The organism is Burkholderia lata, assembly GCF_000012945.1.
GTDB lineage: Bacteria > Pseudomonadota > Gammaproteobacteria > Burkholderiales > Burkholderiaceae > Burkholderia > Burkholderia lata.
Map to the genome: position 1 here is coordinate 1,331,953 of NC_007510.1, position 24,310 is coordinate 1,356,262.

Here is a 24,310-nt window from a genome sequence, read left to right on the forward strand (position 1 = left end):
GCACCGCGTACTGCGCCGGCCCGCATCGCATCACCACGAATGGCCGATGCCGCCGTTGACCATCATGCGCGAGCCGTTGACCGTGCCGACCCCCAGCTTGATCACGGTGTTCTGCGCGATCCGCGCGCTGCCGCCGACCGCGATCGCCGTGTAGCCGCCGTAGTTGCCGAACCCGGCGCCGACCGAGATCACCTTGCCCGGATCGACCTGAGGCATGCCCGCGAGTGCGCCGGCGATCGCGATGCCCGAATATGCATTGCGCGCGAGGTCGTTCACGCCTTGCTGAATCGCGCCGACCCGCTGGTCGGTGTAGCGGTTCGCCGATTCGGTCGCCAGCGTGAGCTGATTCACGTTGACCGCGTCGGTGCCCTGCGTGCCCGGTGCGACGTTGACGATCTGGCGCTGCTGCTCCGCACTGCCGACCGACACCACGTTCGAGCGGCCGCCGTCGTCCGATTTCGCGCCGATCGCGACCGAGTTGGAGCCGGCCGTGACGGTCGGCGCATCGGTGCCCGAGCCGTTCATGTCCGCGGTGATGCCGGTGTTGCGCGATGCCGACGTCGACAGGTTGTTGATCTGCGTGTTGATGTTGGTCACGCTGGTCGACAGCGACGACACGCGGTCGTTGGTCGTCGACAGGCCGGTGGACAGCGACGTCACGCTCGTCGACGTGGAAGTCGACAGCGAGCCCAGCGCTTCGTTGGTCGATGACAGGCCGGTCGACAGCGAGCCGATGCTCGTCGACGTCGACGTGGACAGCGATGCGAGGTTGCTGTTCGTCGAGCTGAGCCCGGTCGACAGCGATGCGACGTTCAGGTTGGTCGCGTGCAGCTGGCTGCCGTTGATTGCGTCGGTGCTGTCGGCGCTCACGCGGCCGGCCGCGACGTTCTGGATCTGGCGTTCCTGGCCGGGTGCGCCGACGCTGAACACGCCGAACGGGTTGGCGCCCGCATAGCCGCCGAAATGCAGGTCGCCGATGGTCGACGACGATACGCCGACGGCGGCACCGGTGACCGAGCGATGGCCGATCGCCACCGAGTTGTCGATATTGGCGATCGCGTTCGGGCCGATTGCGACGCTGTTCGCGCCGGTGGCCTGACTGTCGGCTTCGGTCGAGTTCGCGTGGAAGTACTTCGCGCCCTTCGCATTGAGGTTGTCGATGGCGTCGCCCACGTTGCCGTTGGTCGTCGTCGTGCCGTCGTTGTTGTACGTCACGTACGATGGCGCGGTGATCTTGCCGGTCGCCGGATCGTACGTCGCGCCGCCGCCGAGCGCATCGGCGGTGCTGGTGCCGAGGTTCGTCGTGTTGACGGTGACCGAGCTGATGCTGGTCGACAGCGAGCCGAGGCCCGACGACGTCGACGTGGACAGCGACGTCATCGCGCTGTCCGTCGCGCTGAGGCTGGTCGACAGCGAGTTGATGCCCGTCGATGCGGACGTCGACAACGACGCGAGCGTGCTGTTCGTCGTCGACAGCCCCGTCGACGTGGAGGTCGACAACGACGTGACAGTGTCGTTGGTCGTGCTCAGGCCGGTCGACAGCGACACGAATCCGGTCGACGTCGAGGTCGACAGCGAGACGAGATTGTCATTCGTTGTACTGATCGTGGTGGACAAGGAACCGGCGGTGGTCGATGTTGCGGTCGACAACGACGTCAGGTTCTGGCCGAGCGTGTCGATGCCGGTCGATGCGGACGTGGATAGCGAAACCAGTGTGTTGTTGGTCGTCGACAAACCGGCCGACGTCGCGGTCGACAGCGACGCGACGGTGTTGTCGGTCGTGCTCAGGCCGGTCGATAGCGACGCCATGTTGCTGTCGACGACGCGCAGGCTGTCGGCGGTCGACGTCGACAACGACACGAGCGTGTCGTTTGTGGTGGAGAGGCCCGTCGATGTCGACGTCGACAGGCTCGTGACGCTGGAGCCGACCGCCGCGACTGCCTGGTTGGTTGCGTTCAACTGGGAGCCGTTGACGGCATCGGTGCTTTTTTCCGCAAGTCGGCCGGCCGCGACGTTGGTGATCGTGCGTTCACGACCTGCCGCGCCGACGCTGACGGTCGAGGCGGGCGCAATGCCGGCGAAGTCGTAGGCGGTGCCGTTGATCGTCGCACCGCTCGTACCGACGGCTGCGTCAGTCACGGCGCCGGAGCCCAGCGCGACCGAACCCGCGTGGGCGGCCGTTGCGCTCGCGCCGAGCGCGACCGCGCCGGCGCCCGATGCGACGGCACGCGGCCCGATCGCACTCGCGGCCTGCGCGCTGGCGGTGGCCTGCGCGCCGACCGACACGCTGGTGTTGGCCGAACTCGTCGCCCGGTCGCCCAGTGCGATCGCGCTCGTCGCGGTCGCGGCGGCGGACGATCCGGCGCCGAGCGCGCCGCGCCCGGTCGCTTCCGCGGCGCGGCCGAGCGCCGTGCCGGTCTGGCTCGAGATCGCGCTCGCGCCGATTGCCGTGCTGTTTTCGGTGGCCGTGCTGTTGTAGCCGACTGCAGTGGCACCGGTATAGCCGCCGGTGCCGGCCTTCGCGCCCGCGCCGAGCGCGGTTGCGCCATAGCCGCCGCCAGGCGTCAGGGCCTGCGCATCCTGGCCGATCGCGATGTTGCCGGCGCCCGTCGAGCCGCTGCTGCTGGTCGCACCCGAACCGATCGCAATGTCGGCATCGCCCGCTGCCGCCGCGTTGACGCCGGCTGCGAGTGCGTTCAGGCCCGTTGCGCCGTCGTTGTTGACGTTCGCGCCGGCGGTGCCGCCGTCGTTCACGCTGTAGTAGGACGTCGTGCCGGGTTGCGCCGCTTGCGCCGCGGCGTCGAGCGGTGCGACGGCGGCGGCGACGACGGAGAGGGTGGCGGCCACCCGAGCGGACGCCGACACCTTGCTCGAGGTCTTCTTGCCGTTGGCGCGGGTGGTTTCGGAGGCGGCGACCCAGGCGCCCAGTGCGTCGTTCCAGATCGTACGGAAAGTGCGGTTCATAGTCTGTCTCGGAAAAAAGAGGGCGCCGCACCGCGATACGATGACTTGAGGAATTAAGACAGCTGGATGGGCGTTCCCGGGTGAATTAAGAGATAACGAATGAGATGAATCTTACAGAATGAAATGTTTTTGTAATGTAAAACAACGAAAAATGAACGCACTTTCTTTCATTGTTTGACATTATTTGTCGTACAAATGTCGAGAAAATTGATGCTTGTGAAGATAGGGTTCGATGAAAATTGCGAAAATCAGTAGAAAGTGCGACGAATTGAAGCGTGGGCGAACTGTGGCCGATGGCGTGCCACATCCATTTAGAGATATGGATTGAGCGTGGTCTGTAACTTTTCGAGATGTTGGAAGGTTGTCGGCGCCGAGTCGGCCGACGATCATGTGGGAAGCCGGAAACCGGGCCGTTCCCGGCTCGCCAACGCAGGCTCCACACGGAAGAACCGGACATGAAATTGCTGCTCGTCGGCGCGACCGGACTTGTCGGGCGTCACGTCCTCGAAGTCGCGCTCGCCGATGCGCGGGTCGATCAGGTGATCGTCCTCGCGCGCCGCCCGTTGTCGCCGCACCCGAAGATGCGCGCGCTCGAGGTCGATTTCGATCATCTGCCCGACGCGGCCGACTGGTGGCATGCCGATGCCGTGATCTGCGCGCTTGGCACCACGATGCGGGCCGCAGGCTCTCAGGCGGCATTCCGGCGTGTCGACCACGACTATCCGCTCGCGGTCGCGCGGCTCGCGCACCGCTACGGCACGCCGGCTTACGTGCTGAATTCCGCACTCGGCGCGGATCCGGCGTCGCGCATCTTCTACAACCGCGTGAAGGGTGAGGTCGAGCAGGCGCTCGCCGGTGTCGGGTTTGCGTCGCTCACTTGTGTGCGGCCCGGCCTGATCGGCGGCAGCCGCGACGAATTCAGGTTCGGCGAGCGGCTGCTGGTGTCCGCGTTGAACGTGGCCGGCCCCGTGTTGCCGGCGAAGTGGCGCGTGAATCCCGCGTCGCGGATCGCCCGCGCGATGCTCGACGCGGCAATCGACGCGCGGCCGGGTATGCAGGTCATCGCGTCGGACCAGCTCGTCTGACGCGAACCGGGGCGGCGCGCGCCGGTCACTGATCTGCGAAACCGTCGAGCCCGCCGAACTGTTCGGCGAGCGCCGCCGTGAACGCCTCCAGCGCTTCGCTGCCGTCGCAGTTCCGCGGTGTCGCCAGCTGGAATTCGATCGTATGGCTTAGCTTGCTCGCGAGCAGCCGGCGCATCTTGCCCGCGGCAACCCAGGGCGCCGCGACGTGGTCGGGCAGGAAACCGACATGCGCGCCGGACAGGATGAAGATCACGTCGGCGTCGACGTTTTCGGAGAACGCGGTCGGTTGCGCGTTGCGCATCGCCGCACCCGACGTATTCGTCTTGTAGAGCCGAGCGACGTTGCTCGCGTTCGCAATGTCGTTGACCGACACGGTCTTTTTCGCAAACAGCGGATGCCGGGCGCCGCAGTGCAGCGACTGGTGTTCGACGAACAGCGGTGCGTAGTGCAGGCCGGCCTGGTGGCCGGAAAAGTAGCCGATCGCGAGCTGCAGTTCACCTTTCAGCAGCCGGCGTTCCAGTTCGTCGGGCGGCACCGCGATCATCTCGATCAGCACGTCCGGCGCCCGTTCGCGGAAGCCGCCGACGGCCGCCGCGATCGATTCGACGACGTCCGGCGCGAGCCGCTCGGACAGCCCGATGCGCAGCTCGCCGAGCAACGTGCCCGACACGTGCTGCGTATCGCGCGTGAATACGTCCATCGCGTGCAGGAGCCGCCGCGTCGACTGCAGCACGCGTTCGCCCTTCGGTGTCAGCCGGAAGCCGCTCTTGCCGCGATCGCACAGCCGGAATCCGAGACGCGTCTCGAGCTTCGCCATCTGCGTGCTGATCGTCGACGGCGCCATCCCGAGCGTGCCCTGCGCGGCGCTGAAGCCGCCACTTTCGACGATCGTCAGAAAGAGCCGCAGCAACTGCAAATCCATGTCTCTCAATCGGGTCAGCATGGCGATACATCGCGTTTTGTGAAGTCGGCTTATGTTAGTTCATATTTTTCGTCGGATGTCGTGACGGCAGAATCGGGCACGAGGTCGCCAGCCGCGCGGCCGTCCCCCACCCGACAGGAATCCGACGATGAGCCAGAACGATTTCGCATTCACGCGCGACAGCCTCTACGGCACGCAGGCCGAGCCGACCTTCGCGGGCGCGACGAGCTTCATGCGCCGGCGCTTCAGCCGCGACCTCGACGGCGTCGATCTCGCGATCACCGGCGTGCCGTTCGATTCCGCCGCATCGCACCGGCCCGGCACGCGCTTCGGCCCGCGCGGGTTGCGGATCGCGTCGACGGGCATCGCGTGGGAGCGCCCGTGGCCGTGGTCGTTCGATCCGTTCGACGTGCTGGCCGCGGTCGACTACGGCGATTGCGCATTCGATCTCGGGCAGCCCGAATCGGTGCCGGGCGCGATCGAGCGGCATGCCGATGCGATCCTCGCGCGCGGCTGCGCGATGCTGACGCTCGGCGGCGATCACTTCATCACGTATCCGCTGCTGAAAGCGCATGCGAAGGTGCACGGGCCGCTGTCGCTCGTGCATTTCGATGCGCATACCGACACGTGGCCCGATCGCGACGTGAAGCGCATCGATCACGGCACGATGTTCTATCACGCGGCGCGAGAAGGGTGGGTCGTGCCCGAACGATCCGCGCAGATCGGCATCCGGACGACCAACGACGAGCCGATGGGCTTCGATATCCAGGATGCGCGCCAGGTGCATGCATCGACGCCCGCTGCGATCGCCTCACGTATTCGCGAGCGGGTCGGCGATCATCCCGTGTATCTGACGTTCGACATCGACTGCCTCGATCCGGCGTTCGCGCCGGGCACGGGCACGCCGGTCTCGGGTGGGCTGTCGAGCCATCAGGCATTCGAGATCCTGCGTCACCTCGAAGGCATCAACCTGGTCGGCATGGATGTGGTCGAAGTGTCGCCGCCGTATGATCATGCGGAAATCACGTCGCTGGCCGGCGCGACGATCGCGCTGGAGCTGATCTGCCTGTATGCATCGCGCCGGCGGCAGACCATGGAAAAATCGAACGATGACTGAACTCACCTGGCGCAAGGCCGTTCCCGACGATGCGGCCGCGTGCATCGCACTGCGCGGCAGGACGCGCGAGAACGCATTCACCGAGGCACAGTTGCGCGACCTCGGCATTACCGTCGAAAGCTGGGGAGACGGGATCCGCGGCGGCCTGTTCTCGGGCTACGTCTGCTGTGCGAACGGGCGCATGGCCGGCTACTGCTTCGGCGACACCGCTTCGGGCGAGATCGTCGTGCTCGCGATCCTGCCCGCGCATGAAGGGGCGGGGATCGGCAAGCGACTGCTGGGGCAGGTGATCGACGAGTTCGCGGCGAACGGTTTCACGTCGCTGTTTCTCGGGTGCTCGACCGATCCCGCGTCGCGCTCGCATGGCTTCTACCGGCATCTGGGCTGGACGCCGACCGGGACGCTCGACGACGCGGGCGACGAAATCCTGACGTTGCAGATCGGACAGCACGCATGACGGCACGCGTTGGGCAACGCCCGGCGTATCGTCGATTCGTAAAACTGTTGAGTCATACAAAACGATAGTGCGACTGATGCGCCTGCGCTGACCTACGATGAAAACATTGCTTCCATTGTCCGCCGAGCCGTGTGCACCCACTACCGCGCCCCTGACGAAGACCCGGGCATCAGCGAACTGAAGATCGGCATCGGCGATCTGTATCGCCGCGACCCGTGGGCACCCGACGTGTATCCCGACTACGCGGCGCCGATCGCGTGCGCCGCTGGCGACGGCCTCGAAGTCGTCGCGGCCGTGTTCGGCTTCTGGCCGAAATTCATGCAGCCCGAGCGGCTCGACGAGAACGGCCGGAAAAAGAAGAAGCTCGACACGGTGAACGCACGGGCGGAAACGGTCGGCTCGTCGCGGCTCTACGGCAATGCCTGGCGCAACGGCCAGCGCTGCCTGATTCCGGTGCGCTGGATCTTCGAACCCTGCTACGAAACCGGCCGCAACGTATGGCAGCGGATCGGCATCGACGGCTGGCAACCGTGCTGCGTCGCCGGCATCTGGCGGCGCTACGAAGGCGACGACGGCCGCGGACGCGTGGGCATGGCGATGCTCACGGTCAACGCCGACACGCATCCGCTGTTCGCGCGGATGCATCGGCCCGGCGAAGAGAAGCGGGGCGTCGTGATGCTGCGCCGCGACGACTACGACGAATGGCTGCATGTGCGTGATGTCGAGGCAGCCCGGCGCATGCTGAACCTGCTTCCCGCCGCCGACATGACGGCCGAACCCGATCAGGCATCGCCCGCGCGCACCTGAGCTTTCATTATTCATACGTTCAACTTTCGACAAAACACGGTCGAACGTTTCCCGATTTGTTCGGACAATTTCGGAAATGAACCGATACCGGGTAATCACCGATACCTCGCAAGTTGTATATACAAGATCATCCGCTGGCAATGTCGGCACACGTCGTGCCGCGTGCGCGCCAGTGCGCAGACCGTGCGTGCGTGGCGCATGCCGGCGATCCACGGCGCCCCGCACCCGCCGAGCCGAAAGGGCGGCTCGCAGCTTCCCGTCTCGTTCAAACCATTTGTGATCCTGAGTATTTTGGAGATTTCCCCGTGTCAACGAATCCCAGTGGAAAAGCCGGCGGCCTGATCGAAGTCCGTTCGATCGACTTCATTCCCGACGCCGAGCGCCACGGCGGCTTGCTGAGCCAGTTCACGCTGTGGCTGTCGGCGAACATGCAGATCACGGCCATCGTCACGGGCGCACTCGCCGTGGTGCTTGGCGGCGACGTGTTCTGGTCGCTGGTCGCGCTGCTGCTCGGCCAGTTCATCGGCGGCACGGTGATGGCGCTGCACGGCGCGCAGGGGCCGCAGCTCGGGCTGCCGCAGATGATCTCGAGCCGCGTGCAGTTCGGCGTCTACGGCGCGATGATCCCGATCGTGCTCGTGTGCCTGATGTACATCGGCTTCTCCGCAAGCGGCTCGGTGCTGGCCGGGCAGGCCGTCGCGCAACTGCTGCACATCGACGACGCGGCCGGCATCCTGCTGTTCGCGGCCGTGATCGTCGTGCTGACCGTGTTCGGCTATCGCGCGATCCATGCCGTCGGCCGGATCGCGAGCGTGGTCGGCATCGCCGCGTTCGTCTACATGTTCACGCAGCTGTTCGCGAACCACGACATCGGCGCGCTGCTGGCGAACAAGCATTTCTCGCTCGCGAGCTTCCTGCTGTCGATGTCGCTGTCTGCGTCGTGGCAAATTGCGTTCGGCCCGTACGTCGCCGACTATTCGCGCTACCTGCCGCGCTCGACGTCGTCGGTCGCGACGTTCGTCGCAGTCGGCCTGGGCTCGGTGATCGGCGCGCAGGCGGCGATGGTGTTCGGCGTGTTTGCGGCGGCACTGGCCGGCAGCCAGTTCGCGCACCATGAAGTGTCGTATATCGTCGGCCTCGGCTCGACGGGCGCCGTGGCTGCGCTGCTGTACTTCAGCATCGCGTTCGGCAAGGTGACGGTGACGGCGCTCAACGCCTACGGCAGCTTCATGTCGATGGCGACGATCGTTAGCGGCTTCCGCGGCAAGGGTGCCGTGTCGTCGCGCAGCCGCCTCGTCTACATCTTCGGGATGATCTGCGTATCGACGCTCATCGCGCTCGCGGGCCGTCATTCGTTCCTGAAGGAATTCACCGCGTTCATCCTGTTCCTGCTCGCGTTCTTCACGCCGTGGAGCGCGATCAACCTGGTCGACTACTACTGCTTCACGCGCTCGCGCTACGACGTGCCGGCACTGTCCGATCCGGACGGCCGTTACGGCCGCTGGAACGTGATGGCGATCACGATCTACGTGGTCGGCATCCTCGTGCAGTTGCCGTTCATGTCGACGCACATCTACACGGGGCCGCTCGTCGACGCGCTCGGCGGCACCGACATCTCGTGGATTCTCGGCCTGCTCGTGCCGGCGGTGCTGTATTACATCGGCGCGCGCGCGTCGCGCCGCAGCATTCCCGAACGCCTGATCCTGCCGCTCGAACGCGGCGAAGTTCACCACTGACGACACGTCACGCGCATCGGGCCGGCCGGCTGCCGGCCTGACTGTCGCGCGAGCCGGGCGCTGCCTGCGCCGGGCTCCTCCCCACGTTTCCTTTCCTGCGATGCCGGTGCGGCGCGACTGCCGCGCACGGTGTCGTTTCATTCTCTGACCATTGAATAGTATGACTAAACAAATGACGGCCCGCGGGAGCGATTCCCGGGCGTGGATGGCGCACGCCGGTCTTCGCGTGACGGTCGCGGTGGCGTGCGTCGCTGGACCGGGCGCCGCATTCGCGCAGGACGGCGTCACGCTGTACGGCGTGATCGACGAATTCGCGCAGTACGTGAATACGGGCAACGGCTATACGGCGGCGATCAATTCGGGTGGCCAGTGGGGCAGCCGGTTCGGGCTGAAGGGCGGCGAGGATATCGGCGGCGGGCAGAAGATCGAGTTCGCGCTGGAGAACGGCTTCAACCCGAACGACGGTTCGCTGGCGAGTTCGGGCAGCCTGTTCAACCGGCAGGCATGGGTCGGCATCGCGGGGCAGTGGGGCAAGGTGCGCGCGGGCCGCCAGAATTCGCCGCTGTTCAACGACCAGGGCGGACAGGATGCGTTCGGCGGCGTCACGCAGGCGTCCGGCATGGACAACCTGACCGTGTTCGCGTTCCGCACCAGCAATACGCTGTCGTACCAGAGCCCGGAGATCGCGGGCTTCCAGGGCGGGCTGTACTTCGGGTTCGGCGATGCGGGCGGCGTGCGCTCGGCAGGCTCCAGCCAGCAGTTCGACCTGACCTACGAACACGGGCCGTTCGGTGCGTTCGTCGCGGGCCAGTGGCTGAAGAACGCGACGGCGACCACCACCGATCGCACGATCATGGCCGGCGCGTCGTACGAGATCGGCAAGGCCACCGTGTACGGCGGCTTCTCCGCGGTGAAGTGGGCCGATCTCGGCATCGATTCGCGCGTGTACGGGCTGTCGGTCAAATACCAGTTCAATCCGGCGAACTACGTGGCGCTCGGCTACGCGTATCTGCACGACCAGTCGTCGCAGGGCAACCATGCGGACCAGCTCGGGCTGATGTACGAGTACGACCTGTCGAAGCGCACGAGCTTCTACGGCGCGCTGTCGTACCTGCGCAACCGCAACCAGGCCGGCTATACGCTCGCCGGTGCGGCGAACCCCGGCCTGCCGCTCGCGTATCCGGGTGCGAATGCACGCGGTGTGCAGCTGGGTATCGTTCACCGGTTCTGAAGGATGTGTGGTGCCGCGGTCACGCCGGGTCAGCGGACGGCATGACCGCGGCACGCATCGCGACACGCGCGCGTCGCCATCGTTCGGACGCGCGCGTGTCGCGATGCCGGCGCTCAGAATCGATGCCGGATGCCCAGGCCGACCAACGCCTGCGTGTTGCCGGACGCAGGTGAGAGCGTATTGATCTGGGCTTGCGAAAACGGCGTGTCGTCGCCGTGTACGCGCTGGTAGACGGCGTCCAGGTACACCTGCGTGCGCTTGGACAGTGCGTACTCGGCGAGCAGGCCGAACTGGTTCCAGTGCGGATGCTTGCCGTCCACGCTGGCCGTCGTATAGGTGTACGCGCCTTTCACGTCGACCGCGGCCGTTGCATGGAACGTCGCATTCAGTTCGTAGTTGTTGAAGCTCAGCCCGCTCGCGCCGGTGAAGGCCGGGTTCTGCCATTCTCCCGTTGGCATCTCCAGCACCGTGCGCGTCACGTTCGAGCCGATCTCGAACCGGTCGAATGCGTAGTGTGCGCCCAGCCCGAAGATGCGCTGGCGCGCGGCGGTGAAATTCGCATCGAGCACGTCCACGGCGCCCAGCGAACCCGGTGCATCGTCACCGGGATGGTCGAGCTGCTCGTAGACGGCGGCAAGCTTCAGGCGGCCGATTTCGTAGGCGAGGCCGGCCGCCCACAGCCGGTTGTCGGCGAAGCCGGAGCCGCTGCCCGAGGCGGCGCCCGCCTTGTTGCTGAACGCGTACATGCCGCCGAACGTGACGCCCGCCAGTTCGATGCTCTGATACTTGACGGCGTTGTTGACCATGTAGGTCGCCCACAGATTGTCGTTGTCGTACGGATGCGCATAGAGCGCGCCACCCCAACTGCCGGTTGCGGCGAAGTCGCCGAGGTAGTCGCCTACGCTGTCGAGCATGCGGCCGAGCTTGAGCGTGCCCGCGCTCGTGCTGCTCAGGCCGATCCATGCATAGTCGCCGAAGATGCGGCCGCTCGGCCAGGCCGTGCCGTTGGCCATCGAGAACGCGGAGCCGAGCTTGAAGATGACCTTGTTGCCGCCACCGAGATCTTCCGAGCCGCGCAGGCCCCAGACGCTCGTTTCGGTCGGCGACGACAGGAACTGCACTGCATGCTTGCCGCCCTGGTTGGTCGAATAGAACAGGCCGTTGTCGATCACGCCATAGAGCGTGACGCTGCTCTGTGCGTGGGCATTCAGCGTGCAAAGCGCGAGTGCGCACGACAGGATGATTTTATTTTCCATATGAATCGGAATCCTGATTATATTGCGTGGGGAGTGGAATGCGATCGAAGCCGCTTCTATCGCGTCATGCGCGGTCGATCTGTGCGTGCCGCGAAGCGCGCGGGCTGCGGTGGCGGGTCAGCGCGTAGTAGAGCGCGCCGGGCAAGACCATGCCGACGATCCACGACACGTCGATGCCGCCGAGCAGGTTAAACAGCGGGCCCGTATAGAGTTCGGTCGACATGAACGGAATCTGCGCAAGCACGCCGACCACGTAGCACGTGATACCGATCGCGTTCCACTTGCCGTAGCGGCCGTTGACGTCCGACAGCGCCGACACGTCGATCGGCTCGTGCGACACCCAGTAGTAGTCGACGAGATTGATCGCGCTCCACGGCGTGAAGAACGCCAGCAGGAACAGGATGAAGTGGCTGAAGGTGCGCAGGAACGCGTGATCGGCGACGAGCGCGAGGATCGTGTAGGTCGCGACGACGCCGATGGTCAGCACGATCCGCGCGCCAAGCCCGATCGACGGCTTGCCGCGCAGCGCGGCGGAGATCGTGGCAACCGACATGAAGCCGCCGTACACGCACAGTGTCGACGCGATCAGCTTGCCGAACATGATGGTCAGGTACAGCGTCGTCGCCACCAGCGCGATGCCGCCCGAACCGATGCCGACCATATAGGCGACTTCGTGTCCGGCGAACTGCTTGCCGGCCAGCGCTGCGGCGAACACGCCGAACGTCATCGCGATCTGGGAACCGAGCACGGAGCCGGCGCCGATCGTCAGGAAAGTCCGGAGTGGCGACGTCGCGCGCGGCAGGTAGCGCGAGTAATCGGCGACGTACGGGCCGTACGTGATCTGCCACGACGCCGACAGCGATACCGCGAACAGGAAGGTCGGCCACGTGAAGTGCCGGTTGTCGAACAGCAGCGTCGCGTTGTGGCCGCGCGTCAGGCTGAACAACAGATAGACGAACATCAGCCCGCCGACCACGCTGTAGATGCGCCCGACCGCATGAATGGCGCGATAGCCGAACAGCGCGAGCAAGGTTACGACCACGCCGAGCATCACGATGGCCTGGGCGGGGCTCACGTGCATCAACTGGCCGAGCGCCTGGCTCATCAGCACCGTGCCGCTCGTCAGGAAGCCGATGTACATCACGCAGACGAGCGCGAGCGGAATGATCGCGCCGTAGATGCCGAACTGTACGCGGCTGAGGATCATCTGCGGCAGCCCGGTTTGCGGCCCCTGCGCGCCATGCAGCGCCATGATCGTGCCGCCGGCGATCTGGCCGACGAACAGCCCGACGATCGACCAGAAGACGTCGCCGCCGAGCACGACGGTCAGCGCGCCGGTGACCGCGCAGACGACGGTCAGGTTGGCGCTGACCCACAGCGTGAACTGGCTCAGCAGGCCGCCGTGGCGCTCGCTGTCGGGAACGGGTTCGATCGAGCGGTGCTCGATCAGGGTGTCCTTGTCGGACGCGGTGGTGCTCATGACGCTGTCTCCGTGGACGGATGATCCGTCGTGTCGTTATGTGCGGCGTGGAACGCCGGATGGGGCGATGAGGGTTCGGGCGGTGCTCGTCAGCGCGCGGCGGCCGCCGCCAGCGCACTGCGTTCGTCGAGGCCGGTCGGTATCGGTTCGGCGCCGGCGCCCAGCCGCGCGCGCAGGATCGATGCGAACATCGCGACGCCGATCGGCGCGACGTCGTCGTTGAAGTCGTATTCGGGGTGATGGCACATGTGGCCGCCCTGGCCGAGCAGAAAGTGGCAGCCGGGGCGTGCATCGAGGAAGTTCGCGATGTCGTCGCCGGCCATCAGCGGCGTGACGTTGCCGATCACGTTTTCCGCCCCGACGACCTCGCGCGCGGCGTCCATCACGCACTGCACCGCGTCGGCGTGGTTGACGATCGCCGGCGTGCCGTCCAGCAATTCGAATTCGATGCGCGTGCGATTGGCGAGCGCGACGCCGTCGCAGATCGCACGCATCCGCTCGAGCGCGAAGGTGCGCGTGTCGTTCGACAGCGCGCGCACGGTGCCGCCGAGCACGGCTTCGTGCGGAATCACGTTGAATGCGTCGCCGGCGTGAAAGCGCGCGATCGAGATCACGACGCTTTCCAGCGGATCGACCGACCGGCTCGCGACGGTTTGCAGCATCGCAACCAGGTGCGCGCCGATCGCGACCGGATCGATGCCGAGGTGCGGCATGCCGGCGTGGGTGCCGATGCCGTGGATCCGGATCTGAAACCGGTCGGACGATGCCTGTTGCGCGCCGGCGCGCACGCCGATCCTCGACGGCGGCAGCATCGGGTCGTTGTGGAGGCTGTAGATTTCGTCGAACGGGAAGCGCTCGAGCAACCCGTCGTCGAGCATCGCGCGGCTGCCGCAGACGATTTCCTCGGCCGGCTGGAAGATCAGCACGACGCGGCCGCGGAAGTGGCGATGCTCGGCGAGATGGCGTGCGGTGCCGAGCAGGATCGCGACGTGGCCATCGTGGCCGCAGCCGTGAAAGATGCCTTCGAACACCGACCGGTAGACCGGGCGGCCCAGTTCCCGCATCGGCAGCGCATCCATGTCGGCGCGCAAGGCGACGGTGCGGCCGGCGCCGAGCGTTCCGTCGACGATGCCGACCACGCCGGTCTGGCCGACGCCGGTATGAACGTCGATGCCGAATTCGCGCAACCGCGTCGCGATGAAGTCGGCCGTGCCGCGTTCCTGGAATGCGATTTCCGGTTTGCTGTGAATGAGCCGGCGCCAGTCGCGCATGTCGGCTGCCAGCGCCTGGATCGGTGGAGAAATGGGCATGATCGGGTGTCGCCTTTGCAAAATGGGTAGCGAAGCACGCTGCTGCTTCGGGGCGGGAAACGGGGTTCCCTTGAAACCGATGCTATGTGGAGAAATTCGCGCCGGCCAATGCGAATAACCACACGGGCGATGCAGACCTTGCATGGGCCCGCCGGGCCGCTGCCTGCGGTCAATGCGGATGTCTCGCGTGCGGGGATGGTGGTATATACGGCCGATTGCCCCGGCTTCGTCGAAGCGGTGCAGCGGCATGCGAGGCACGGCCGTTGCGGGGGCTCGCCATCCGCCGCGGCCCGTTCGACGGCAGGTCGACTCATTGCCGTCATCCGTTCGAGGACCGTCGTGAACATCCGGAAACTTCGCCATGCGCTTGGCCTCGCCCAGCACCTGACGTTCAGCCGCGCGAGCGTCGACGTCAACCTCAGCCAGCCCGCGCTGTCCCGCAGCATCCAGTCGATCGAAGCCGAGCTCGGCGTCGCGCTGTTCGACCGCCATCCGAACGGCGTGTCGCTGACGCCTTACGGCAAGGTATTTGCCGAACGCGCGCGGCGCATCGTGATGGAAGCGACGGAATTGCAGCGCGACCTCGCGCTGATGCAGCATGGCGAATTCGGCGAGTTGTCGATCGGGCTCGGCGCGACGCCGGCGATCCTGCTGACCGGGCCGCTGATGGACCATTTCCTGCGCGAGGCGCCGCAGGTGCGCGTGAGCATCAAACGCGGCCGTCGCGATACGCTGCTGCGACGGCTGCTCGAGGAGCACGTCGACCTGTTCATCGGCGACATCGCGCAACTCGAGGATCACGCCGACCTGCAGCTGACCCGGTTGCCGCGCTGGCCCAGCGGCTTCTTCTGTACGCCGGACCATCCGCTCGCGCGCCGGGACGCGGTGACGCGCGACGAACTGCTGCAGCACCGGCTCGGTTCGATCGAATTGTCGCCGTGGGCGCTGTCCGACCTGTGCGAGTACTTCGAGTGCTCGTTCGATGCGTCGATCTCGTTCCGCAGCGACGATTTTCGCGACGTGGAGGCGGCGGCGTCGGTGGGCGGGATGGTCGTGTTCGGCAATGCGGCGGCGTTTCGCGACGCGCTGCGGTGCGGGACGCTGGTCGAGCTGCCGCTCGATCCGCCGTTTCGCCGCGAAGCGCGGCTGGGGCTCGTGACGCTGGCCGCGCGGACGCTGTCGCCGGCCGCGATGCGCGCGAAGGCGCTGGCCGAATCGGTCTTCGCGGATTGCGCGGCGACGGCGCTCGGCGCGGCGCCGCGATGAACGACCGGCCGACGCGCAACCGGCGTCGTCGTGCCTGCTACTTCCCCAACCGCTCCGCCAGCGAGTAGCGCTGCATGCAGCGCTCCATCGCGTCGAGAAACGCATGCTCGGCCGCGTTCATCTTGCGATCGCGATGCCACAGCAGGAACACGTCGACATCGACGAGCCCGTCGTCGGGCGGCAGCCGCCACAGCCGCTGCTGCGCGATGTCGTCGCGCACGATGTGCTCGGGCAGGCAGCCGATCCCGTAGCCGGCGAAGATCAGCCGCCGCACTTCCTCGAGGCTCGGCGACGACGCGACGATGCGCCCCGTGAAGCCCTTCTGGTCGCGAAACACGGTGAGCGGCGACAGGCTGTCGCCGATCTGGTCGCTCGTGAACGACACGAAATTCTCCGCGAGCAGATCGTCCATCCGCAGTTGCGTCTGCCCGAACAGCCGGTGATGGCGGCCGCAGTAGATCGCATAGCGCTGGCGCAGGAAGCAGCGCATCTCCAGCTTGTCGTGCGGCGTGCGGCACAGGCCGAGCCCGGCCGTGGCCGTCTTCTGCAGCAGCGACGACAAAATGTCCGACGAACGCATCACTTCGATCTGCAGGTCGATGCGCGGATACGCGCGATGGAATTCCGCGAGGAATTCGTCGTAGACGGGCGACTCGATGCGACTCACGGTCAGCAGCCGGATCGAACCGGTCAGGTCGGCCGTGCTGTCGTCGATTTCGGTTTCGAGGCGCGAGATGCCGCCGTAGATGTCGCTCGCGATCCGGTAGACGGCTTCGCCGGCCGGTGTCGGCGCGAAGTGCGTGCCGCGCCGCTCGATCAGCTTGCGTTCGAGCGTGTCCTCGAGGCGCCGCAATGCCTGGCTCACGGCCGGCTGCGTGACGTGCAGGCGTGCGGCCGCGCGGCTCACGCTGCGCTCCTGGATGATCACCAGATAGGTGCGCAACAGGTTCCAGTCGAGGCGGTCGTTCAGGAACGGGGCGAGGTCGGGGCGCATCGGGTCTCCGGGCGAGGCGTCGGGGTCAGCATTAGTTGAATTTATACGGCGAATAATAACTTGAAATTTGACTAATGATTCGCGGTCGCCGATAAAGGAGGGGTGCCGCAGCGTGCGGCACAAGGCCGCGACAGACGGCCGTCACACGATATTGCGCGTCGCTCCGCTGCGGCGCGCGTCAGGAGCCCGCATGACCCAGTCCCTTCCTTCCGCCCGCCAGCCGGCGCGCGCCGCGACGGCCGCGTTCATCGGCACGATGATCGAGTGGTACGACTTCTACATCTACGCAACCGCCGCCGCGCTCGTGTTCGGCGAGCTCTATTTCCCGTCGCATGACCGCTTCGTCAGCACGATGGCGTCGTTCGCGACGTTCGCGGTCGGCTTCTTCGCGCGGCCGCTCGGCGGCGTGATCTTCGGCCATCTTGGGGACCGCATCGGCCGCAAGAAGGCGTTGATGACCACGCTGATGATGATGGGCGTCGCAACCGTCTGCGTCGGGCTGCTGCCCGATTATTCGAAGGTCGGCATGCTCGCGCCGGTGCTGCTCGTCGCGCTGCGCGTGGTGCAGGGGATCGCGGTCGGCGGCGAATGGGGCGGCGCGGTGCTGATGGCGGGCGAGCATGCGCCGCAGGGGCGCCGCACGTTCTTCGCGTCGTTCGCGCAGCTCGGCAGCCCGGCCGGGCTGATCCTGTCGCTGATCGCGTTTCGCGCGGTCACGTCGATGGACAAGGCCGATTTCCTCGCATGGGGCTGGCGCCTGCCGTTTCTCGCGAGTTCGGTGCTGCTCGTGGTCGGCATCCTGATCCGGCTCGGCGTGAACGAGTCGCCGGAATTCGCGCGCGTGAAGGAAACCAACCGCACGGTGAAGCTGCCGGTCGCGGAAGTGTTCCGCTCCGCGTCGGGGCTCGTGGCGCTCTGCATCGGCGCGAACACGATCGGCATCGCGGGCGTCTATTTCACGAACACGTTCATGATCGCGTACACGACGCAGTACGTCGGCGTGTCGCGCTCGCTGATCCTCGACAGCCTGTTCGCGGTCGCGATCATCCAGTTCATCGCGCAGCCGATCGCCGCGTGGATCGCCGAGCGCATCGGCGGCGCGCGTTTCCTGAAGCTCGCGGCGTTGCTCGCGATGCTGTCGCCGTACCCGATGTTCATGCTCGTGCAGGGCGGCACGTCCGCCTCGCTGATCGCAGGCATCGCGCTCGCGGTGGTCTGCATGGCCGGCTTCTATTCGGTGATCGCGGGTTTCGTCAGCGACGTGTTCCCCGCGCACGTGCGCTATTCGGCGATCTCGCTCGCTTACCAGATCTGCGGCGCGATCGCGGGCGGGCTGACGCCGCTCGTCGGCACGTGGCTCGCCCACCGCTTCGCGGGCCAGTGGTGGCCGCTCGCGGTGTTCTACACGTGTCTGGCCGGCATCTCGCTGCTTTGCATCGTCGCGCTCGACGCACGGCGCGCGGCACGGCCGGCTGCTGCCGAAGCGCTCGGCTCGCAGTGACCCTCAACGAACGAATTCATCCGGAGTGCACATGAAAGACCTGCTTGAAATCGACGGTGCCCGTTTGTGGCAGAGCCTGGCTGACATGGCGCGGGTCGGTGCGACACCGCGCGGCGGCGTGCGGCGCCTCGCGCTCACCGACGACGACCGTCGCGGGCGCGACCTGTTCGCGCAGTGGTGCCGCGACGCGGGGATGACGGTGAGCGTCGACGCAGTCGGCAACCTGTTTGCGCGGCGCGACGGCACCGATGCGCAGGCCGCGCCGGTGCTGATCGGCAGCCATCTCGACACGCAGCCCGAAGGCGGCCGCTTCGACGGCGTCTATGGCGTGCTCGCCGCGCTCGAACTCGTGCGCACGCTGAACGACGCCGGCATCGCGACCGGCAAGCCGCTGGAAATCGTGTCGTGGACCAACGAGGAGGGCGCGCGTTTCGCGCCGGCGATGCTCGGCTCGGCCGTGTTCACGGGCGCGTTGCCGCTCGACGATGCGCTCGCGAAGCAGGACGCCGACGGCGTCACGCTCGGCGCGGCACTGGACGCATGCGGCTATCGCGGCACGCGCACGATGGGCGGCGCGGTCGATGCGTACTTCGAAGCGCATATCGAACAGGGGCCCGTGCTCGAGGCGAACGGCACGACGATCGGTATCGTCACCGGCGGGCAGGCGATCCGCTGGCTCGACGTGACGGTGACGGGCGTGGCCGCGCATGCGGGCACGACGCCGATGCCGTATCGCAAGGATGCGTATTTCGCGAGTGCGCAGATGGCGATCGAACTCGAACGGATCGTCGCCGGTCATGCGCCGCGCGGGCTCGCGACGATCGGGCAGGTCGGCATCCGCAATGCGTCGCGCAACACCATTGCCGGCGAGACGACGTTCACGGTCGACCTTCGCCATCACGACGATGCGCAAGTCGATGCGATGGAGCGCGACTTGCGCGATGCGTGCACACGTGTCGCCGCCGCGCGTGGCGTGCAGGTCACGATCGACACCTGCTGGCGCAGCCCGGCGACGCCGTTCGATCGCGACTGCGTCCAGCGGGTCGCGCAGGCGGCCGCCGCGTTCGGCTATACGAACGAGCGGATCGTCAGCGGCGCCGGGCACGACGCGATCCTGCTCGCGCGTTGCGTCCCGACCGCGATGGTGTTCATCCCGTGTGTCGACGGCCTGTCGCACAACGAAGCCGAGGATGCGTTGCCTGCCGACGTGACGCGCGGCACGAACGTGCTGCTTCATGCGGTGCTCGCGCGCGCCGGCGTTGAAGCGGGTATTGCAGCGGGCGTTGCCGCGGCGGCCACCACGCAGGATGCGTGACGCGGAAAACCGATCAATCGGCATAACGAAAAACCGACGAGGGCGAACGATGAAAACCTATTTCCATCCCGAGCAGTTGCTGCACCATCCGCGCAGCTACCTGTCGCGTGGCCAGATGCGTGAGCCGCAGGAAGTGCCCGAGCGCGCGGCGCGACTCGTCGCGGCCGTCCGGTCGCTCGACTTCGACGTGCGCGAGCCGGCCGACCGCGGCACCGCGCCGATCGCGGCCGTGCACGACATGAACTACCTGCGCTTCCTGGAAGAAGCGCACCGCGACTGGAAGCAGATGCCCGACGACTGGGGCGACGAAGTAATGTCGAACGTGTTCGTGCGCGACCCGAACCCGCTGCGCGGCGTGCTTGCGAAAGCCGCGCGCTACCTTGCCGACGGCAGTTGCCCGGTCGATGCGAACACGTGGCGTGCCGCGTACTGGTCCGCGCAGGGCGCGCTGGCGGCCGCGGCCGACGTCAACGACGGCGCACGCGAGGCGTACGCGCTGTGCCGGCCGCCCGGCCATCACGCACGCCGTGACGCGGCCGGCGGCTTCTGCTACCTGAACAATGCGGCGATCGCCGCGCAGTCGCTGCTCGGCCGCCACCGCCGGGTCGCGATCCTCGACACCGACATGCATCACGGGCAGGGCGTGCAGGAGATCTTCTACGGCCGCGACGACGTGCTGTACGTGTCGATCCACGGCGATCCGACCAACTTCTACCCGGTCGTCGCGGGCTACGAGGAAGAGACGGGCACCGGGGCCGGCGACGGGTTCAACCTCAACCTGCCGATGCCGCACGGCGCGCCGGAGTCGGCGTTCTTCGAGCGGCTCGACGGTGCACTGCGCGCGCTCGCGCGGTTCCAGCCCGACGCACTCGTGCTCGCGCTCGGCTTCGATATCTACAAGGACGATCCGCAATCGCAGGTGGCCGTCACGACCGACGGCTTCGGGCGGCTCGGCGGCGCGATCGGCGCACTCGGGTTGCCGACGGTGATCGTGCAAGAAGGCGGCTATCACCTCGACAGCCTCGACGCGAACGCGCGTGCGTTTTTCGGCGGATTCGCCGCCGCGCGCTGACCGGCGCGGCGGGGCCCGATCGCATGCGTGCGGACTCAAGATTTCCGCGCGCATGCCGATAATTCGCGCATATGCTGGATGGATGCACGAAGGAGGGCCGAACGATGACAGCCGGCCAAATCAGACGCAGTGCGATTGCGCTCGCGGCGCTGGGCGTGGTGTCGTTCGCCAGCGCGGCCGATCCGTCGATTCCGCTGCGCGTCAGTCTCACCATTCCCGAAACCTGCACGATCGGCCCCGGCGTGCCGCCGGCCGTCGATGCCGAAATGCCGAGCGTCAATTGCGCGCACGGTACGCCGTTCGTGCTCAGTCACGCACCGCTGCCCGATGTACGGTCGGCGCCGCGCAGCATCGGCGCGGGTGTGCTGCCCACCTGGACCGTCACGTTCTGAACGGCGCGCGCGGCGCGCGCGGCGTGCGCGCCTGCTGATGCTGCGGATCGGAACGCTAGAAACTGATCGTCGCGGTGATCGTGTCGCTGTAGTTGCCGGGCGCGGGCGTCGTTTGCGCCGGCACCGCGCCATACACGGTCACGACCTGCGACGTACCCGTACCGACACCCGTGACCGTCGAACTGCCGCCCGTGCCGTCGCCCCACGCGATCGAGCGCGCGGCATCCGTGTAAAGCCCGTAGCCGATCGTGCCGCCTCCGCCGCTGCGCTGCATGTGGCGCGCGGTCACGCTGCCGCTGCTACCGCCGTTCAGCGCGATCTTCCACGCGTCGCCGTTGGTGCACTGCGCGGTGATCGAACCGGTCGCCGCGAGTGCGCCCGACAGCACGCTCGCCGTGCCGAAGCTGACGTTGGTCGCGCTGATGTTGCAGTTGTTGATGACGTTGGCGGTCGCGCTGAACGGGAAGGTGCCGTTCGACGCCGTCAGCGACGCGCAGCTTGGCGCACCGAGCAGGTAGAACCCCGCGTTGATCGATGTCGTGTTGCCCCCGAACGTCTGCGAGTAGGTGGTCGTGCTGTTGCCGGTCGTCGGCACGGTCGGCTGGTTCGACGTGATCTGTCCGTAGATCGTGACCGTGGCGCTTGCGCTCGTGCCGAGCGCGGGTTTGACGAGCGTCACCGATGCCGGCGTCGTGCCGGAGTAAATCGAGCCCCACGCGACCGAGTGTCCGCCATCGAGAAAGAGGTCGTACTGCATCGCGTTGGTGCCGTTGACGAGGCTGCGCGGGCTCGTGCCGCCGAGACTCAGGCATACGAGCACGTTCGGCGTCAGCGTGATGGCCGACCACGTGCAGGTGATGCTGACGGTGCCGGTCGCGGCGACCGACGCGCGCGAGATCGGGCTGACCGAGCCGAAGCTCACCGTCGACGCGGTGGCCGTGCACGACTCGGCCCGCGCATCGTGCGGCACGCCGCACCACATGGCGAAGGCGACAACGAGGAGCAGGGCGAACCTCATGGCGCAGCCCGGCAGGTGAGCGGGCCGATGGTCGGCAGCGTGCCGTTGCCGGGCGCCGTGAACGCGAATTCCGCTGCGCAGCGCTGCGTGCCGTAATCGATCACGAGGTGGTTGTCCTCCTTCAGTCCGTCGATGAACGTGAGCCCGTCGTACCCGACGATCGTGTTCGCGCCGCTTTCCGCGTGATGCACGTGCGCGCCGGCCGGCAGCGGGCGGCCGTCGGCGTCGCGCAGGATCACCGACGCCGCGCGATAGCGCGACACGCCGAAATGCGCGACGACGCCCGATTGCGCCTGCGGCACGACCGTCATCGACGTGCGGGCGATCCGCGCATCGGCGGGCAGCTTCATCGAGTCGATGGCGATCTGGTTGTTCTGGTATGCGTTCAGGTCGGGCACGAGCAGGTGCCCCGCGCGATCGGTCGTGCCGATCACGCGGTTCTCGTGCAGCACCGGAATGCCCGCGACGCCGTCGGTCGACACGAGCGCGAAGCCGTCGTCGATGCGGCGCGACACCTGCAGGCTGCGGTCCATGAAGACGAGCGCGCCGCTGACGTCCAGCGACGCGCCGGTCTGGCGGTCGATGTTCTGCGCGGCCGCGATGACTTCGCCGGCATGGCCGAGATAGCGCAGTTGCGCCTGCCGGTATGGCACCGCGCCCGTGCCGCCGGTCTGCACGCCCCAGCCCCAGCCGCCGTCGTAGTCGGGCGGGCGGCTCGCATCGACGGTGTAGTTCGACTGGCCGCGCTGCCGGCCGACGGTCGCATTGATCGACGTGTTGCGGCCGAGCCCGATGTTCAGCGACACGAACGCGCCGTTCGCCCCCTGCTGCGCGAAGTCGCGGTACGCGCTCACGCTTACCGACGCGAGATCGCCGAAGCTCAGCGTGTAGGACACCGTACCGATCCGAGCGCTCGGGCCTTGCGGCAGCCGGAAGCCGATATAGCTGAGCGACAGCGTCTGGCGGTGCATGAACGGCAGCGCGAGCGTGGCCTGGTCGGTCGCCGACGGGACCGGCGAGCCGTCGCGCGACGCGAGGTCGCCGTAGCGGCCGAATGCGCGGATCGTCTGCGCGTTGATCGAGAAGCGCGGTTCGATCACCTGGTAGCCGACGCTCACCTGCGTGCCCGGATAGCGGCCGGCGCTGCCCGCGACCGCGCCGCTCACGACGCCCGCGTAGCCGAGACGCAGCAGCGCGCCGACGCCGGCGTTGACCACGCCGCCGGTCGCTTCCGCATGCCCCTCGACGGTCAGCGCATCGGTGATGCCGCGCCGCATCGAGCCGCTGACGGCCGGCCGCGCGTCGTAGTCGAACGACTGCACGCCGTAGTTGCGGCGCAGGAAGCCGGCTTCGAACGAATAGCTCGACAACCCGGCGGACAGCATGCGCGTATCGACGTAGAGCGGCACCGACGTCGCGACGGTGCGCCCGAGCGCATCGCGCGTGATGACGGTCGCCTGGCCGGCACCGGTGATGCCCGGCACGTCGTGGATGATGAACGGGCCGCTCGGCACGTTGCCGGTGTACTGGCGCACGTTGTTGATGTACAGGTCGACCGCCGACGGCACGGCCGCAGAACCGGCGAGCGACGGAATCGGGAACGTCACGAGATCGGGCCGCAGCGCGAAGTTGCTGCGCCACTGGAAGCCGCCGAGGCGCACCGAGCGCGTCCATGCGAGCGATCCCGAGATCGCGTCGCCGATCTGCGTCGTACTCGGCCGTGCCGGGTCCGAGCGGCTCCACGACGTATCGAAGCGCGTATAGCGCCGCTGGCCGTTGTAGAAATACGCGGTGCCCGTCGTGTTGAACACGCCGTTCGGGTCGAAGTAGCGCACGCCGGTGTAGAGCGAGAACTGCCGGTCGCCGATCGTCTGCGCGTACGCCTCGTAGTTGATCGCGACGCCGCGCGACGCGCTGGCCTCTTGCGTGGCCGGCAACGCGCGGCTGTCGACCGCGTACGGCCGGCGCAGCGTGTCGGGCATCTGCAGGTCGACGCTCTGATGTGCCGCGTCGTAGCGGTAGTGCAGGCCGGGAATCGTGTCGAGGTCGACGGTCGCCGCGTCGGCGATGCCGAGCCGGTCGGTGGCGAAGCCGATCGTGCGCAGGTCGGCGCCGCTTGCCGACAGATGGCCGTCGCGTTCGCGGAAGTGTGCGAGCAGCGCGGTGCTTTCGCCGTTGACGCTGACTTCGAGGATCACGTCGTGCGTGCTGTCGGTCATCACAAGTGCAGCCGGTTCGTCCGCGCGGGCCGAGCCGAGCACGAGCAGGCTGCCGGCCACGATGGCCGCAAGCGCAGCGCGCGGCGAGCGGCGCGGTGTTTTGCGTCCGTTGGCCGGGAACCTGCCGGCGCGTGGCGAAGGGGGCGAGGCCGGGCGGCGCACCGGCGG

Annotated in this window: 19 protein-coding genes; 11 read left to right on the forward strand and 8 right to left on the reverse strand. The window is 67.2% G+C overall.

The window, feature by feature from the left end; genetic code table 11:
• Window positions 1-30: 30 nt before the first annotated feature.
• On the reverse strand, window positions 31-2,964 hold the full coding sequence (locus BCEP18194_RS39560; protein WP_011351542.1) for an ESPR-type extended signal peptide-containing protein: 2,934 nt from the start codon (window positions 2,962-2,964) through the stop codon (window positions 31-33).
• 455 nt (window positions 2,965-3,419) lie between these two features.
• Here BCEP18194_RS39560 and BCEP18194_RS11995 point away from each other — a divergent pair, with 455 nt between their 5' ends.
• Window positions 3,420-4,049 (forward strand): NAD(P)H-binding protein, encoded by a 630-nt coding sequence (locus BCEP18194_RS11995; RefSeq protein WP_041492791.1) that lies wholly within the window; start codon window positions 3,420-3,422, stop codon window positions 4,047-4,049.
• Between the two features lie 25 nt (window positions 4,050-4,074).
• On the opposite strand, the gene BCEP18194_RS12000 is transcribed toward BCEP18194_RS11995, so the two are convergent.
• The gene (locus BCEP18194_RS12000) at window positions 4,075-4,992 is read right to left on the reverse strand and encodes a LysR family transcriptional regulator (RefSeq protein WP_011351544.1); all 918 of its coding nucleotides are present in this window, start codon (window positions 4,990-4,992) and stop codon (window positions 4,075-4,077) included.
• Window positions 4,993-5,119: 127 nt separating this feature from the next.
• Here BCEP18194_RS12000 and speB point away from each other — a divergent pair, with 127 nt between their 5' ends.
• The 5 genes from speB to BCEP18194_RS12025 all read left to right on the forward strand — a co-directional run bounded on the left by speB (window position 5,120) and on the right by BCEP18194_RS12025 (window position 10,319).
• Window positions 5,120-6,088, forward strand: coding sequence for an agmatinase (speB, locus tag BCEP18194_RS12005; RefSeq protein ID WP_011351545.1), 969 nt, complete (start codon window positions 5,120-5,122; stop codon window positions 6,086-6,088).
• Window positions 6,081-6,545, forward strand: coding sequence for a GNAT family N-acetyltransferase (locus BCEP18194_RS12010; protein WP_041492792.1), 465 nt, complete (start codon window positions 6,081-6,083; stop codon window positions 6,543-6,545). The genes speB and BCEP18194_RS12010 overlap by 8 nt, the downstream gene beginning before the upstream one ends.
• A 129-nt stretch (window positions 6,546-6,674) precedes the next feature.
• Window positions 6,675-7,352 carry an SOS response-associated peptidase family protein gene (locus BCEP18194_RS12015; RefSeq protein ID WP_011351547.1) on the forward strand — a complete coding sequence of 226 codons (678 nt, stop codon included), beginning with the start codon at window positions 6,675-6,677 and terminating at the stop codon, window positions 7,350-7,352.
• A gap of 305 nt (window positions 7,353-7,657) precedes the next feature.
• Entirely contained in the window at window positions 7,658-9,088 is a 1,431-nt protein-coding gene (locus BCEP18194_RS12020; protein ID WP_011351549.1) for a purine-cytosine permease family protein, read from the forward strand.
• 160 nt (window positions 9,089-9,248) lie between these two features.
• Window positions 9,249-10,319, forward strand: a complete 1,071-nt coding sequence (locus tag BCEP18194_RS12025; RefSeq protein ID WP_011351550.1) for a porin — start codon at window positions 9,249-9,251, stop codon at window positions 10,317-10,319.
• A gap of 113 nt (window positions 10,320-10,432) precedes the next feature.
• Here BCEP18194_RS12025 and BCEP18194_RS12030 read toward each other — a convergent pair whose 3' ends face one another.
• From BCEP18194_RS12030 to BCEP18194_RS12040, 3 genes are all read right to left on the reverse strand, one after another.
• On the reverse strand, window positions 10,433-11,575 hold the full coding sequence (locus BCEP18194_RS12030; protein ID WP_011351551.1) for a porin: 1,143 nt from the start codon (window positions 11,573-11,575) through the stop codon (window positions 10,433-10,435).
• A gap of 64 nt (window positions 11,576-11,639) precedes the next feature.
• Window positions 11,640-13,055, reverse strand: a complete 1,416-nt coding sequence (locus BCEP18194_RS12035) for a purine-cytosine permease family protein (protein ID WP_011351552.1) — start codon at window positions 13,053-13,055, stop codon at window positions 11,640-11,642.
• 89 nt (window positions 13,056-13,144) lie between these two features.
• Complete coding sequence (locus tag BCEP18194_RS12040) at window positions 13,145-14,614, reverse strand: amidohydrolase (RefSeq protein WP_244272944.1); 1,470 nt, start codon at window positions 14,612-14,614, stop codon at window positions 13,145-13,147.
• Between the two features lie 90 nt (window positions 14,615-14,704).
• Here BCEP18194_RS12040 and BCEP18194_RS12045 point away from each other — a divergent pair, with 90 nt between their 5' ends.
• On the forward strand, window positions 14,705-15,631 hold the full coding sequence (locus BCEP18194_RS12045; RefSeq protein WP_011351554.1) for a LysR family transcriptional regulator: 927 nt from the start codon (window positions 14,705-14,707) through the stop codon (window positions 15,629-15,631).
• Between the two features lie 37 nt (window positions 15,632-15,668).
• Here BCEP18194_RS12045 and BCEP18194_RS12050 read toward each other — a convergent pair whose 3' ends face one another.
• Complete coding sequence (locus BCEP18194_RS12050; RefSeq protein WP_011351555.1) at window positions 15,669-16,625, reverse strand: LysR family transcriptional regulator; 957 nt, start codon at window positions 16,623-16,625, stop codon at window positions 15,669-15,671.
• Between the two features lie 190 nt (window positions 16,626-16,815).
• On the opposite strand from BCEP18194_RS12050, the gene BCEP18194_RS12055 reads away from it, so the two are divergent.
• The 4 genes from BCEP18194_RS12055 (at window position 16,816) to BCEP18194_RS12070 (ending at window position 20,905) form a co-directional block, all read left to right on the forward strand.
• Complete coding sequence (locus tag BCEP18194_RS12055; protein WP_011351556.1) at window positions 16,816-18,126, forward strand: MFS transporter; 1,311 nt, start codon at window positions 16,816-16,818, stop codon at window positions 18,124-18,126.
• 31 nt (window positions 18,127-18,157) lie between these two features.
• Window positions 18,158-19,441, forward strand: coding sequence for a Zn-dependent hydrolase (locus BCEP18194_RS12060; protein ID WP_011351557.1), 1,284 nt, complete (start codon window positions 18,158-18,160; stop codon window positions 19,439-19,441).
• Between the two features lie 49 nt (window positions 19,442-19,490).
• Window positions 19,491-20,513 carry a histone deacetylase family protein gene (locus tag BCEP18194_RS12065; protein ID WP_011351558.1) on the forward strand — a complete coding sequence of 341 codons (1,023 nt, stop codon included), beginning with the start codon at window positions 19,491-19,493 and terminating at the stop codon, window positions 20,511-20,513.
• Window positions 20,514-20,617: 104 nt separating this feature from the next.
• Window positions 20,618-20,905 (forward strand): hypothetical protein, encoded by a 288-nt coding sequence (locus tag BCEP18194_RS12070; protein WP_011351559.1) that lies wholly within the window; start codon window positions 20,618-20,620, stop codon window positions 20,903-20,905.
• Window positions 20,906-20,960: 55 nt separating this feature from the next.
• On the opposite strand, the gene BCEP18194_RS12075 is transcribed toward BCEP18194_RS12070, so the two are convergent.
• Together BCEP18194_RS12075 and BCEP18194_RS12080 are read right to left on the reverse strand one after the other, a co-directional pair.
• A complete protein-coding gene (locus BCEP18194_RS12075) occupies window positions 20,961-21,923 on the reverse strand; it encodes a Csu type fimbrial protein (RefSeq protein ID WP_011351560.1) in 963 nt (320 codons plus the stop codon).
• Complete coding sequence (locus BCEP18194_RS12080) at window positions 21,920-24,304, reverse strand: fimbria/pilus outer membrane usher protein (protein ID WP_011351561.1); 2,385 nt, start codon at window positions 24,302-24,304, stop codon at window positions 21,920-21,922. The genes BCEP18194_RS12075 and BCEP18194_RS12080 overlap by 4 nt, the downstream gene beginning before the upstream one ends.
• Window positions 24,305-24,310: the final 6 nt, after the last annotated feature.